The sequence below is a fragment of the Algisphaera agarilytica genome (assembly GCF_014207595.1).
GTDB lineage: Bacteria > Planctomycetota > Phycisphaerae > Phycisphaerales > Phycisphaeraceae > Algisphaera > Algisphaera agarilytica.
The window spans coordinates 1-14,441 of record NZ_JACHGY010000002.1; the positions used below are offsets into that span (position 1 = coordinate 1).

Annotated in this window: 9 protein-coding genes; 7 read left to right on the forward strand and 2 right to left on the reverse strand. The window is 57.5% G+C overall.

Annotated elements, in window-relative coordinates; all coding sequences use genetic code 11:
• Window positions 1-259: 259 nt before the first annotated feature.
• Window positions 260-1,159, reverse strand: a complete 900-nt coding sequence (locus HNQ40_RS17760) for an AraC family transcriptional regulator (RefSeq protein WP_221435638.1) — start codon at window positions 1,157-1,159, stop codon at window positions 260-262.
• A gap of 160 nt (window positions 1,160-1,319) precedes the next feature.
• Here HNQ40_RS17760 and nqrF point away from each other — a divergent pair, with 160 nt between their 5' ends.
• Genes nqrF through HNQ40_RS17795 form a run of 7 tightly spaced genes read left to right on the forward strand, consistent with a single transcriptional unit; the run spans window position 1,320 to window position 9,074 of the window.
• Complete coding sequence (nqrF, locus tag HNQ40_RS17765; protein WP_184679298.1) at window positions 1,320-3,605, forward strand: NADH:ubiquinone reductase (Na(+)-transporting) subunit F; 2,286 nt, start codon at window positions 1,320-1,322, stop codon at window positions 3,603-3,605.
• Between the two features lie 15 nt (window positions 3,606-3,620).
• Window positions 3,621-4,607, forward strand: coding sequence for an aldo/keto reductase (locus tag HNQ40_RS17770; RefSeq protein ID WP_184679299.1), 987 nt, complete (start codon window positions 3,621-3,623; stop codon window positions 4,605-4,607).
• A 1-nt stretch (window position 4,608) separates the two neighbouring features.
• Entirely contained in the window at window positions 4,609-5,304 is a 696-nt protein-coding gene (locus HNQ40_RS17775) for a polysaccharide deacetylase family protein (RefSeq protein WP_184679300.1), read from the forward strand.
• On the forward strand, window positions 5,301-6,329 hold the full coding sequence (locus HNQ40_RS17780; protein ID WP_184679301.1) for a Gfo/Idh/MocA family protein: 1,029 nt from the start codon (window positions 5,301-5,303) through the stop codon (window positions 6,327-6,329). Before HNQ40_RS17775 ends, HNQ40_RS17780 begins: the two co-directional genes overlap by 4 nt.
• Entirely contained in the window at window positions 6,326-7,222 is an 897-nt protein-coding gene (locus tag HNQ40_RS17785; RefSeq protein WP_221435639.1) for a sugar phosphate isomerase/epimerase family protein, read from the forward strand. The genes HNQ40_RS17780 and HNQ40_RS17785 overlap by 4 nt, the downstream gene beginning before the upstream one ends.
• On the forward strand, window positions 7,219-7,431 hold the full coding sequence (locus HNQ40_RS17790; protein WP_184679302.1) for a hypothetical protein: 213 nt from the start codon (window positions 7,219-7,221) through the stop codon (window positions 7,429-7,431). The genes HNQ40_RS17785 and HNQ40_RS17790 overlap by 4 nt, the downstream gene beginning before the upstream one ends.
• Before the next feature lie 50 nt (window positions 7,432-7,481).
• Entirely contained in the window at window positions 7,482-9,074 is a 1,593-nt protein-coding gene (locus tag HNQ40_RS17795; protein ID WP_184679303.1) for a sodium:solute symporter family protein, read from the forward strand.
• Between the two features lie 166 nt (window positions 9,075-9,240).
• Here HNQ40_RS17795 and HNQ40_RS17800 read toward each other — a convergent pair whose 3' ends face one another.
• The gene (locus HNQ40_RS17800; protein ID WP_184679304.1) at window positions 9,241-14,430 is read right to left on the reverse strand and encodes an ankyrin repeat domain-containing protein; all 5,190 of its coding nucleotides are present in this window, start codon (window positions 14,428-14,430) and stop codon (window positions 9,241-9,243) included.
• Window positions 14,431-14,441 lie beyond the last annotated feature (11 nt).

Below are 14,441 nucleotides of genomic sequence, written 5' to 3' on the forward strand. Positions count from 1 at the left end.
TCGTCGGCGAACCAATCGCAGCGTAACGGCTCGGGCAGCTACCAGATCCGCGTGGGCGACTACTTCACGGGCGCGGTGACGCACCTGGTGCTGGCCGCGGACGACGACGCGAATAGCTCGGCGGACGTGACGTTCACCAACCTACGCATCTTCGAAGACAACACGGCGTAAACGATCGGCTGCATTGATGTAGGTGCGAGACTTCGTCGGGCAAGTTCTTGGTTAATGCCCTGGTGCCATCGCGGTTGAAACGTGCGAGTCACGTTTGGTGTTGATCATGGTTGGCTTGTTCACGGTACGCGGCCGGTGAAGTGCCGACCTTCGAGGTGAAGAAGCGTGAAAAGTAGTACACGCTGCTGAAGCCGGTCCACTCAGCGATGAGCTTGATCGGGTAGTGAGTCATGGTGAGTAGGCTGATGGCGGCTTCCAGCCGGAGTTGCTGACGGTAAGCCAACGGGGTGGTGCCGTAGTGGTCGCGGAACCGGCGTATTAGGTGGTTTGGACTCATGCTGACCTGCTCGGCCATCTCGTTGACCGAGATCGGCTCCTGCAGGTTGGCTTCAATCAACGCAGCGACCTGGGCGATGGGGTCGTCGGCGACGTCAGAGATGGCGCGGCCGGCGCTCGCGATTTCTTCGAGCAGATCCATCAGCGCGCGGTTGACCAGAAACTGACGGCGGGGCGGGGCGGTCATGCATCCCATCACGACCCGGGCGATGGCGTCGGCGACGGTTTTCTTCAAATCGGGCTTTACAACCGTGCCGGTGATCCAGGCCGGGCAATCCGTTCCGGTCCACTCGGCCAAGACGTCGTGAAGCGGGTCACGGAGGCTCTTTCCTACGCGGTCAACCAGCTCGAAGGTCACCTCGGAATACACCGAACGGGTGCGCGGAGGGAGCAGAAAGCAGTGCGGCTGGCCGGGGGAAACGATGAGCAGGCTGCCGGGCCGGGTGCTTACTTCACGGCTATCCAGCAGCATTGAGCTCTCCCCTTCGTGCACCAGGCCGATGTGATACACGTCGTGGGTGTGCTCGCTTCGGCGGGGAACGACCGGGATGTCCTGGTGCCAGGCGGCATGGATCAGCCTCGGCGTGGCTCGGCCCTCGGTGTCGAGCGTCCCACCGCCGCGTTGCCAGCCCAGGCCGTGGGGATAGACCACCACGTGATTCTTCGGGGGTGTGCGCATAGGGTGATAATGTGCAACAGATGACTGATTTTGTCCATTGCCCATCCCTGAGCCACGCGTAAATTACCAATCAGTTTCTTAGACACCGAACAGCCTTCGTGCCCATGTCTCGCCCCGATCATTCATCCAAGCTATGAGTACCGTCCTCACCCCGCACCCCGAAATCGAGCTTCAGGATTACAGCCTCGTCGGTAAGAACACCGAGCTGGCGATCGAGAAGGGCTTGGCCGAGGCCGACTGGTACACCTCGCCGATTTCACGCAAGGACCTCAAGTCCCTGCTGGAGCGGAAAGACGGGCCACCGATCCGGGATTGTGTGATCTACTTCGGGTTGATTGCCGTGTTCGGGGTCGCGACCTATCTGCTGTGGGGGTCTTGGTGGGCGTTGCTGCCCATGATGGGGTACGGACTTTTGTGGGCTTCTGCGTCGGACGCCCGCTGGCACGAATCGAGCCACGGCACGGCATTCAAGACTGACTGGCTGAACAACCTGCTCTACGAAGTTTCTTCGTTCATGGTTTTGCGTGAGTCGGTGCCCTGGCGATGGAGCCATACCCGACATCACAGCGACACCATCATCGTTGGCCGCGACCCCGAGATTGCCGTGCCCCGCCCGCCCGATCTCAAAGCGTTGCTGCTCAAATGCATTAACTTCCAGGCGTTTCGTCGGTACATCCGTAATATCGCGCTGCATAGCTTCGGGCGTGTCACTCCCGAAGAAGCGACCTTCATCCCCGAGTCGGAATACCCAAAGGTCTTCTTCCGTGCCCGTATCTACGCGGCGATCTACCTGGGCATCGTTGCCTTCGCGGTCTACTTTCAGACTTGGCTGCCGTTTGTATTTGTGCTTGGGCCCAACCTCTACGGCGCCTGGCTGATGCCGATCTACGGCTGGACGCAGCACGCCGGGCTCGCGGAAAATGTTTTAGATCACCGGCTCAACTGCCGCACGATGAAACTCAACATCGTGCACCGGTTCCTCTACTGGAACATGAACTACCACCTTGAGCACCATATGTTTCCGCTGGTGCCGTACCACCAGCTGCCCAAGCTTCACGAGCTGATCAAAGACGACTGCCCCGCAACGTACCCCGGGCTGATCGCCACCTACCGCGAGATCATCCCGGCCGTACTCCGTCAGATCAAAGACCCCGGCTATTTCGTCAAGCGTGCTCTGCCGGACACCGCTCGTCCCGTCGGAAAGGTCCCGACCAGTGAACCGATTGTTTCGGAACAGAGCGGCCCCGTTGACGGCTGGATCGAGGTCTGTGATGCCGACTTGCTTGAGAAAAGCGACGTCGTCCGTTTCGACCATGGCAGCCGAACCTACGCGGTGTATCGCACCGAAGACGACGGCTACTACGCGACCGACGGTATCTGTACCCACGGCAATACGCACCTCTCAGACGGGCTGGTCAAAGGCGACATCGTGGAATGTCCCAAGCACAACGGCCGATTCAACATCCAGGACGGCAGCCCCGCCCGTGCACCGGTGTGTGTGGGGCTCCAGACCTACCCCGTTGAAATCCGCGACTCCAGGATTTTCCTCCGGCTCAACGCCGATGAGAAAACCACACAAGACATTTACACGTTTGAAGTCGTGAGCAACCGCAATGTCGCGACGTTCATCAAAGAACTCACGCTCAAGCCCAAGACCCTCAGCGAGCTGCCGAACTACCACCCCGGTCAATACATGCAGCTCGATATACCCGCTTACGCCCGAATATCGTTCGAGGACATCGAAGTCCCCGAGCCATTTCACACCGTGTGGAAGCAGCACCATGTCTACGACTTTGCTTCTACAAACAGGCTTGATATCCGCCGGAATTATTCGCTGGCCACTGCGCCATCGCACGAACGGGGGGTGCTGAAGTTCAATGTCCGGATCGCGACTCCGCCACGTGGCCAGGACTGCGACGCGGGGGTTGGGTCGACATATGTTCACAGCCTAAAGCCCGGTGACACGGTGACGGCTATAGGGCCATTCGGTGATTTTCTCATCAAGGACACCGATCAAGAGATGGTCTACCTCGGCGGCGGGGCGGGCATGGCGCCGCTGCGTTCTCATATCATGCACCTGTTCGAAACCCTCCAGACCGGCCGGAAGGTTAGCTTCTGGTACGGTGCACGATCCAAGCAGGAGATCTTCTACGAACAAGAGTTCCGCGAGCTTGAGAGCCGTTTCCCGAATTTCACTTTCCATCTCGCACTTTCCGAACCACAGCCCGAAGACGAGTGGGACGGCCCAACGGGTTTTATCCACCAACACCTCAAATCGACCTATCTCGACCGCCACCCCAACCCCGACCAGATCGAGTTCTACCTCTGCGGCCCCCCGGTCATGATTCAAGCCGCTCAGTCCATGTTGACCCAGGAATTCGCCGTGTCTCAAGACGGCATCGCGTTTGACGAGTTCTAACCCCAGCCCGTGCTAATGACTATGCCTCAACGCCCCTTCGGCAATCCCGATCTTCTGTTCAATCCCATCGGCTTCGGCGCGATGCGGATCCAGCCCAATGACCAAGGCTACTCCGACGCCCTGCTCTACGCACTAGAGAAAGGCGTCGACTTCATCGACACGGCTCGGAACTACGGCCAAAGCGAAGAGGTGGTTGCCAAGACGCTGCGGCAGTGGACCGGCGAACGCCCATTCATTGCCACGAAGGTCAAGCCGAAGGACATCAGCAACTGGCGCTTCTACGTGCCTATTGAGAAGCAGTTCACCCCCGACAGTATTCGAGAGTCGGTCGAGACCAGCCTCGCAACACTCGGCGTCGATTGCCTGGACTTGGTCCAACTACACCAGTGGTATTACCCCTGGTCCTACAGGATCGAATGGCTCGATACGTTGCGGACGTTACGTGACGAAGGCAAACTCCGCTACATCGGTGTGAGCGCACAGGACCACGAGCACGACGCGGTGCTGAAGCTGGTCGAAGACGGTCTGGTCGACTCGGTCCAGATCATTCTCAATGCCTTCGAATCGCGTCCGCTGGTGAGCTGTGTCCCGCTTTGCGAGCAGAAGCAGGTCGGCTTCATCGCACGCTGTGTGTTCGATCACTCGGGTTCATTGGCCACCGGTGGAGACCGGGAGGTGCTGGCCAACGATGTGAAGCTCTCCAATGCTTCACCGGAACTGGTCTCCGAATATCTCCGGCGCATTGCCCGTCTGCGAGATGATTTGTGTGACGACACGATGGACCTCAACGAACTGTCCATCCGCTTCGCACTAACCCAGCCGGGTGTTTCGATACTTGCCTTGTCTCTGAGTTCGGCCAAGCGTATCGATCGTGCCTTGAAAGCTGCGGAGAAAGGGCCGCTGCCCGCCGATGTTTTCGACCGTGTCTGCCGTGAGCATGTGTGGGTGAAGAATTTCTACTACCTGAGTAAGAGCACCGTGGACGGAAACCCCAGCAAGTAATATGCGGAAGACCACGCAAGTCAGCTTCATTTTCGATGACGGTTTCGAGCAGAGCTGCCTGCGGGTGGCGGAACTGTTCGAGACGCGAGGGCTTCACGCCACTTTTGCGGTGATGGCTAAGCCAGAAGGTTTCCTGGACGAATTCCCGAAAGGGGACTTCGAGCTGTGGAACCAGTTCCAAGCGCGTGGGCACGGGATCCACCCCCACGGCCTGGATCACAGCGATCTCGCGGCGATCCCCTATTCCGAGGCTACAGCAAAGATCGATGAATGCTTAGCGTACTTCGCAGAGCATCTCGATGGCTTTAGCGCTGCCGACACTCCGTATCACTTAACCTACAACCGCTCGACGCCAGAGGTGGAGCAGTACCTGCTGCAACGCGTTGCCGCCATCCGTACCTGCGGTGACGGTCAGCCGACGGATGGTTTGAATGATGATCAGGCGATTGATCGCCGCAGCTTCACCAGTGCGTGGCACGGCCCCGAGCCTTGCGATGACCACCTGCTGGCCACGCTCAAGAACGCTGAAGATTCGGATGCTCCGTTGCTGCTCTACATGCTGCACGGCTTAGACCAGGAAGGGTGGGGCCCGATCAGCGACAATGGCCTGCAGCGTGCACTGGATTTCATCCAGGCCTCTAAAACGCTCGATTACCGTCCCCTCGACGCTCTTCTGCCAAAGCGATCTCCATCATGAGTTCACGCATCCGCACCGCCATCATTGGTTACGGCCGCAGCGGGCAACTGCTGCACGCGGGAGGGCTGCGCGGCAATCCGGAGTCCTTTGACATCAAGGCCATCGCCAGCAGGTCGGCTGAGAGCCGGCAAAAGGGGGAGGCGGATTTTGGTTGCCCGACATTTGCGGATTACCGTGAAATGTTGCGTCAGGTCGAACTTGATCTGGTCGTCATTGTGACCCGCAACGACCAACACGCCGAGATGGCTTGTGAGGCATTGGACGCGGGATGCCATGTTTTGGTGACCAAACCGCTGGCGACCAATACGCAAGAAGTCAAAGAGATTTACGACGCCGCACAAGCCGCGGGCAAGAAAGTGTTCCCCTACCTGCCCGCCCGTTGGGGCACCGACTACCGCCGACTACGCGACATTGTCGATTCTGGTGAGATCGGTGACGTGTTCGCTATCCACCGCTCGGCTTTCGGGTTCGCGACCCGCAGCGATTGGCAGACCCAGACTGAGCACGGCGGCGGCATCGTGCTCAACTGGGGTGCCCATCTCATCGATCCTCCCATGTTCCTTGCGGGGGGAGCGCCGAAGCATGTCTTCGGTTCTTGTCAGCAGGTGCTGAATCCCGGGGACGCTGAAGATGTTTTCTACAGCATCCTGACCATGGACAACGGCGTCCGGGTACATTCTCAGTGGTCTTTTTCGCCGCAGAATCAGCCCGATTGGTTTGTGCAGGGCAGCGGCGGCTGCATCATCGTGAACGATGATGAATTGGTCGTCTATGCCAGCACGCCCGAGCAGCCCGACGACCCGACCAATTTCAATGACATGAAGGGCGAGGCGTCGCAGGGCCGTGGCGAAAAGCTTGGCGAACACCTGTTTGGCGATCCCATCGAGATCTACCGCGATGTGGCCGACGATCTCCGTGGGGTTCGGCCGTATCCCGTGTCTGATGCCGAATCCATTCGCTTGATCGCCATCCTCGACGGCATCAAGCAATCCCATCAACAACAAGCAGTGGTTCCCATTCCATGATCTACCTCACAGGCTTCGCCGACGAAGCGTCTGACCATATCGAAGGCCAAGTTAAGGCGATCCAAACGCTCGGCTGGTCACATATCGAGCTACGGGCCGTCAACGGAACGAACATCACCGATATCTCGGATGACGAGTTCGAGCATGTCGCTAGGTATCTCGACGCCAATGACATCGCGGTCAACGCCTTCGGCTCGACGATTTGTAACTGGGGTAAGTCCATCCTTGAACCGATGGACAAGGACCTGGCAGAGATCGAGCGGGCGATCCCGCGGATGAAAGCCCTTGGTACGAAATACATCCGCATCATGAGTTATGCGGTGCTGAAAGACCGGGATATGTCCGATCAACTGGTTGATGAGCGTATTGACCGGGTCCGTCGCGTGGTCGATCGCTTCGGCGAGGAAGGCCTCGAGGCGTTGCACGAAAACTGTGCGAACTACGGCGGGATGGGCTGGCGTTACACGCTCGAGCTTGTCGAGAAGATCCCCGGACTCCGGCTGATCTTCGATACCGCGAACCCGGCGACGACGGTTGATCGGAAGAAGCCAGGCGAAACCGTCACGCTGTCGTCCTGGGAGTTTTACGAGAACGTCCGCCCGCATATCGCCCACGTCCACATCAAAGACGGCCGGTTCCTCCGCGATAATCCCGATTCGGTTTTTGAAGATGCCGATTACGTTTGGCCCGGCGAAGGTGACGGGGAGGTGAAGCGCATCGTCTCCGACCTCTTCGCCACGGGCTACGACGGTGGGCTGAGTATCGAGCCGCACCTGTCGGTGGTGTTCCACGGTGAAATTCAAGCCGCCTCGGAGCAGGCCCGGTTTGACAGTTTTGTCGAATACGGCAAGCGTCTGGAACAGATCGTTAACGACATCCGGAGCACGCCGTGAAAGCAAAACTTCTGGTTACCTTGTTTTTTGTTGCGTTGATCATGGGCCCGGGGCCGGGGTCGATGTTGATCGACGGGACTTCTGAGAACCCCGCGGCTTGGCTGGGCGTTCCCGCGCTGTATCTCTGGACGCTGTTGTGCTTCGGGGTGATGGCGGGTTGTGTCGTCACGGCGGCACTCACGCTCTGGAAAACAGACGACGAAGACTAGCGCCGCGGTTTCCTTGACTTCACCTCTCGACCCGAATTGAACCTAGACTCATGACGCTCATCGCCTCGTCCAATCTCGGATACACCCCCTACGTCGTACTCGGCGGGTACCTTGTTTTCTTGCTGGTTCTGGGGCTATTCAGTTTCCTGAAGAGCCGTGGGGCCAGCGACGCCGAGGCCGACTACTACCTGGCCGGTCGGGGCCAGGGAATCCTGGTGACCTCGTTGACGATCATGGCGACCTACTTTTCCGGGTTCGCGATCCTCACGTTTCCCGGCTGGGTGTATAGCCATGGCATCTCGCCGATGCTGTACGCGTTGAACCTCCCGGTGGCCGCCGCAGCGATCTTCATCATCGGCAACCGCATCCGGGCCGCGGGGCGCAAGCACGGGTTTATCACCCCCGCCGACATGATCATCCATCACTACGGAGACTCTCGCCTTCTGCGGGTGCTTGTGGTGCTCACCGGTGCGCTCTACGCGATCCCTTACATCATCATGCAGGTGAAAGCGGGCGGCGAGCTTGCCGAGGGGCTTTTTAAGGATACGCCGCCGTTCCATCTGATGGGCATGGAGATCACCATCTACGAGGCGGGGGTCTTCACGCTGGCTCTGATCACGATGCTCTACGTGTTGGTGGGGGGGATGCGTTCGGTCGCCTGGACCGATGTCGCGCAGGGGCTGCTATTGCTCTCGGCGATGCTCGTATCGGGTTTGGCGATCTTTTATGCCCTCGACGGCCCGGGTAACTACTTCAAGCAAGTCACCCAGCTCGACGGCGAATTCCTGACCATGCCCGCATTCGGGCAGCGGTTTAACGCGACCTCGGCCCTGACGTTCTGCCTGTTCGCGTCCTTGGCTTCCGTGATCCAGCCCTCACAATGGATGCGGTTCTACTCCGCACGTAACCGCGACACGCTGCGCAAAACCTCAATTATCTTTGCCACGGTATTGCCCCTGTGTTTCCTGGTCGGGGTGTTCCTCGTGGGGCTGGGGGGGCAGGTGTTGTTCCCCACCGGCTCCGAAGAAGCCGCAGCCAGTCTCGCCCGCCCCGATCAGATCGTCATCCTTGTGATCTCTCAGACGCTCCCGGAGTTGTTCAGCACGTTTGGGGTGTTTGTGGTCACGCTCATCCTGGTGGCGGTCATGGCGGCTTCGATGTCCACCGCCGACTCGGCGCTTCACGCCCTGTCGGGTATCGCCACTCGTGATATCTACAAGCCGCTGCGTCCGCAATCGACCGAGGCCGAGCGGACATGGTTTGGCCGCGGGGTCATTGTTGTGGCGACGCTCGTTTCGGCGTTGATCGCCCACGGATTGGCCGATACACCGTTCTTGTCGACGATCACGCAGTTCTTCTTCCTCGCCATGGCGTTTTCCGCCCAGCTCCTGCCGATTACTATCGACATGCTTTTCCTCAAGAAAGGCAGCGCTCCGGGGGCAGTCGCCGGACTCGCGGCGGGCCTCCTGACGGTCTGTCTGTTTCCGGGTATCAGCCCGTTGCTGTTCGGCGAGGAATCGGGGCTGGTTCAAATCACCACTCAGCTGAAATCTCACGCTGATGTGGGGATGTACGGCATCGTGGTCAATGTTATGGTTTTCATTGCCGTAGATCGTATTGTCCATGTCATTCGTAAGAAGTGATTGCTTTGAAATGCGTGATGCTTAGGTGGATTTAATGTTTTGCCTCAATCGCTACGAAACTAAAATTCTCCGGATTCCGCGTATTGAATCGTTCGGGCTTTCCCATTTGGTCACCAAGGAATGTGATTGTCCATGTGCTTGGTGGGTATGACTCGCATGAGGTAGCCTATCTATTTCTTTTCCGTGGAACCGATCGGAGTAGGGCCTTCATTTCAGGGGAATTGGCCATTTGGATCGCGGAAACACGGTCCGGCCCCTTAGCGTAAGGATCTGCTCCCAGGCGAAGAAGAAACTCCGCTGCTGCCAGGTTGTCGTACTCGGCGGCTTTTGAAATCAGAGTTGATGAATGGTGGCCACTCTTGAGCCCGCCGTTGACATCAGCCCCCGCTTCGACTTGATCGATAGCGGCCTCAAGGTCGTCACGCTCAAGCAAGATCCGCAACAGGATGTCGTGTTGACGATCACCTGCGAGATCAGCGTCGAGACTGATTCCCAGTTCGTCGACCATAGTCTGGAGCAGATTGTGGTGGCCGTTCGATGCGAGGATTGTCATTACGTTGACCTCTACGTCACGCATCGCCACCGAAGCCCTAGGCCTTCTAGAACCCTCAGTGCCACGGCGAAACCCCCATTTATGATCGATGGGCAGGCCTGCTTGCTTCAAACGCTTGAGGTCGTCCAGAGAACCGTGGCGGGCTGCCAAAAACAACAAGCCGGTCGAGTTGGGCGGCTGTGCTCCGGATTTCAGTATTGCAGACAAGGCATCGGGTGAATCATAGGCCACGCAGTAGTGCCAAACGGTCGCGTTTTTAGCGTCTACGTGTCCGGCGTGTTCGATTTGATGCGGGTCTTTCAACATCACTCGGAGCATATCGCCGCGGTTATGCATCGCGGCGTATTGCAAGCTGGTGATGTATTCGCTTTTCGACGTTTTTTTGCAAATCGAGTGCCCGGATCGGACAAGCAATTCGACGGCACGCAGATCACCTCTAATGATGGCGACGTCGATGGGTCGGAATCGATTGACCTTCAGGTAACTGATCCCCCTGGCTTCGGGGAATTGCATCGATTCAAATCGGGCAAAGTGGTCGAGATGCATAGGGCGGTCGAGGTGTGCGAGAACCCGGTAGGACCGATGAAGAACCGCAGCATGCGCCTCGGTGCCAAGTATCTGGTTGTGGCCTGTTGTCATGCCGCCCGCATCTAAGAGTTGGGCAAAGTTGCTCTGATCGTCACGCATCGCGGTCAACATCAAGGGCCTGACCCAAGGTCTGACTGCACTTTTGAGCTGTGGATCTGCCCCGGCTTCGAGGAGTTGTTTCACGACGGAGTTGTGTCCGTATCGTGACGCCGCGATGAGCGGAGTCACGCCCGTGTGGGTGTTCATCACGTCGGGCGCTACGCCTTCGGCCAACAACTCGGTGACCGCTTCAGAATTGCCCATGGCTGCGGCGGTGGTGAGGGCAGAGGATTGATTCGACGACTCGTCTGTCTGAGGCTGGTGGGGGGATCTGGAAGACTCGACTTCCATTGCGGCCAGGAGTTCGGCCTTCGCGTAAATCGAAACGTCCCATATCCCGGTCGGCGCAATGACAAACAGGTCGTGGTGGTCGCTTTCAAGTTGTTGGACCTGGCCTGGAACTACAAACTGTCCGACCAGGCGCCCTTGTTCTGGATTAAACAACAAAAGCCGTGACTCACCTGTTTGTTGGTGCTCTGGCCGGGTTAAAGTTCTGTTTCTTACAGATAATGGCTCGTAGGAGTTGCGGGTGACCTGTAGGATTGGCGTGGGAGGGGAGAAGACGATGGATTCGTCGCGATAAGCCAGCCATACCAAACCATCGGAAGCATGGGCAATCAGCCGTGCATGGTTTCCGATAGGAAGCTCCCAGACTTGGTGTTGCTTGAGGTCTTGGCTGATCTTGACCAGTCGATCGTTTAGCACAAGCCAAGTCGCGTCGCTTCCGACACAACCCGTCTTCACATCCGTAGCGTGGTTGACGTCGGGCATGTACTCGGCCAGCCAATCCGTTAGCAATACGGCATCGCCCGTGTGGATATCAAACCACCCACCGCTCTTGCCCGGGAAGCAGATATAGCGGCCGAGAGGCTTTCCGGGTAGACGCAGGCTTAACCCCTTGACCTCGACATCTCTGAATGTGGGGGGCGATGCGTTCAGATCAGACACGATGGAAGCGCCGGTGGCACCCACAGCGAGCAGGCGATCGTTGTGTCGAATAATCTGAAAAATTCTCTGGTCGATAAGGCCGTGACGTGAAGAGAATGTTTGATGACGAGATTCGTTCGGATTTTCGCCGAGTTCGAGGCGTATCAGCCCGTCGCCTTGTGTGCCGAACCAGACTCGCCCGGGTTTCTGCCCTTCAGTTATATCAAGCACGATGGTGTCTTGGGGTAGATCGAATCCAGGATGTCCATCCGCCAGAGAGACGGGATGGAGGCAGCGTAAGTCACGCCGGTTGTCACCGTTGACCACGATCCGGTCATTTGTAACGGTAGCGCGGGGATGGACGGAAGAAACCAGCCAGCCGTTGGCCCAGCGCGTTCGATCAAAGTAAGGCCTACTTGGCTTCGGCGTGACTTGGGGCCAATCGTTTTCAGTTCCCTGTACCCGAACCCTTAAGCTATGGGCTTCAGTAATTGGGAGTTCGGCGTGTGGTGTTTCGCGCACGAAGACTTTTGTGTCGTGCGGCATCATACTTCTCGCCCTTGCGAAGGGATCCTGACTGTTGTTTTCTTCGGTCCAACTCTCGCTACCGTTGCGTGTTCTTTGGATCGATTGGTTGATCAACTGCCGGACTTCGTCGGGCATTTCTATGGGCAGTGTGGGCAAAATATCTAACGGGTGAGGTGACTGCTTAGCCGATGGTAGCGGAGATTGATTGCTCGGGTCATCGTGCTGCGGTTTGGCCTTCAAAAGGCCGTATTTGAATTTTCCTTCAGCCCGCCGGCTAGCAAGCCATCGCCTGGTCTCTTCGGCATCAAACTCTTCGGGGACTGTGCCAACGGGTTCGGTTTGTGATTGTTTTGTGGGCTCGGTGTTTTGGCCGGAAATAAGCAGCCACATATATTGGGATTCTCCTCCATCCATATCTTTTGTGTGGATGGCGAGAGTTTTGTGTTGCCCCATTTCACGGGTGTGAATCTCGGTGATCGAGTGCGGCGGTGAGACCGTATCGCCGCGTCTCACGCGGGTCATCGGCGTGGGCCCGGATTTAAATAGAGTCCAGCCGTTGGCGTCTTTTTCCCGAGGGGTTTTTTTAGATGAGCGTTCCCTGCGTGAGTTTTCAATCTGTGCAATTTTTGGTGAATCCGGTCCGTCGGTGAGTAATGTCTGAAGTTTTTTGTGTTGAATGCTTTGAGCAACAGCCCATAACCTCGGGAAGTCTTCGGGGCGGATGGGCTCATCGCCTTCTGTTAAATCTTCTTCAAAGATTCGTACGCCGAATACTAATACTGGCCACCAGGCATCAACTGCTTTGCGAACATGAGGGGCAGGATGCTTTTTGTTTTCGTGTAGGATGTTTACGAGGATGTCGAAAATTTCTTCCTTCTCGAAGGCGAAAAATTCATTTCTATTGGTGAAGCTGCCGTGGTTGTCTTGCCCGGAGCGGTTTATCGCTGTCTCGTGTGCTTGATTCCACCGCGACCATTCTTTACCCAGCCGAGTCAGATCAGCGAAGAGTTGGGTTTGTTGCTCACTTTTCTGTTTTGAGCTAAGTAAAGGGGGTGTTCCCAGCGGCGGGTGTTTGTATTTGAAATCGTTCTTGAATTGATCGCCGTCATAGCTCGCCCTGAAGCCCGCAAGCCGGTTCGAGTGTGTTTCCGCAACGGCTAGGCGTTTGAGGACGAGGTCGGTGAACGCTTCGTTCCAGGGCTGTATACCAAAAAACGATGAGTCGTGATCAAACGCCTCGGCTTTCTCACGATCGACGGCGGAGGGGTATTTTGCTTGGCGGATGGCTTGATCCAGATCGGCGGCAAAAGCGTCGAGCGCGGCCCATGGGTCTTGAGCGAGTTCGGGGTAGCCGGTGGATACCGCGGCGTGAGCCCGCTCCGGGTTTTGCGGGTCGAGGAAACGCGCGGCCCGGGCGGCGTTGAGCCAATAGAAAAACTGTCGTCCCCGCCAACCTTTAACCGGATCGTCGTGTCTGAATGCCGGAACATGCTTACGGTCAAATGAGCCTCCGGCCAGCAAGGCCGCGGCTTGTCGTCGAGCCGAACGAGATACCTTTGGGGGAATTGGTTCTAACGCCGCTGCCCAGGCTTCTTCCGCAAGTTCATGCATCGCGGTATCGATGTCCCGCGTTGTTGTTTCACGCTCGAAGGTACGTGCGTTGTTCCGTCCATTCCAGAAGTGCAGAAGAAGCCGAACGGGGGCTAATTCCGGGTCGCGGCCCACCTCTTTGTCTCCGGCAGCGGCGTCTGCGCCATGATCAGCAGCTCGTATCTCTTCAGCGGTCCCCCATAGGTAAGCATCGGCCGCGAAGGTCCAAGCGTCCGGGCTAACATCCAGCAAGCCGGTGAGCAAGAGTTCTTGTTCGTCGAGCGAACGATCGGGGCGGTCAACCTCCACCAGACGCAGCCGGCCGTCGGCTTCGGCGAGCTTTCGTAATTGTTGGGGTCCTTCCGTGTTGAGTCGATTGAGTCGATCACTGAAACTGATGTTTCGGAAGTGCAGCAACATTACCACCGGTTTGTCGGCAGCTTCTTGCATATGTTCGTGGGCTTCGCGAAATAGCTGCTTGGCAATTGAAGCGAGTTCAAAGGCATCGGTGGTAGTGACCCTGTCTTTGGGCAAAGGAAGCGGAGTGTCGCGTGTAACGACCCGTGTAGCGGTTGCGGGATCAATGACCGAAAGGTAAAGCCCTGCAGTTTCTGGCGAGGCTTCGGGCTGCTGAAGGGCACGGACTTCGCCAACCAAAATAAGGTCGCACAGCGCCCAACGCCCCAACGAGAGTGCGGCGCTGCTGCTGCGGGATGTCCCGGGTGTCAACGATCCAGATTGAGCCCATTCGAGCTCACGAAGCGCCATGTCCAAGTGACGTCTTTCGACCCAGTCGTACGGCACGTTGGACGCGACCATCGCACTCGAAGCGTCGAACCATTCGGCGAGACGTTCGCTGGAAATCTGATTGGACCAGGGTTGTGTCGGTGCCACGGGTATCATCGTGACACGGGGTTTATTGGGATACTTTGGACGTTCAGGGCGATCAATCAGGTCTTCGGTAGTACTTGTTTCTGCCTGTGCATTCGATGTAATCAGATAAGGGACACATAGAGAACTGATCAGAATTAAGAGGCGCGCAGTTGCGAGATGGCCGGAATGGATGTTCATAAGGAAATGCC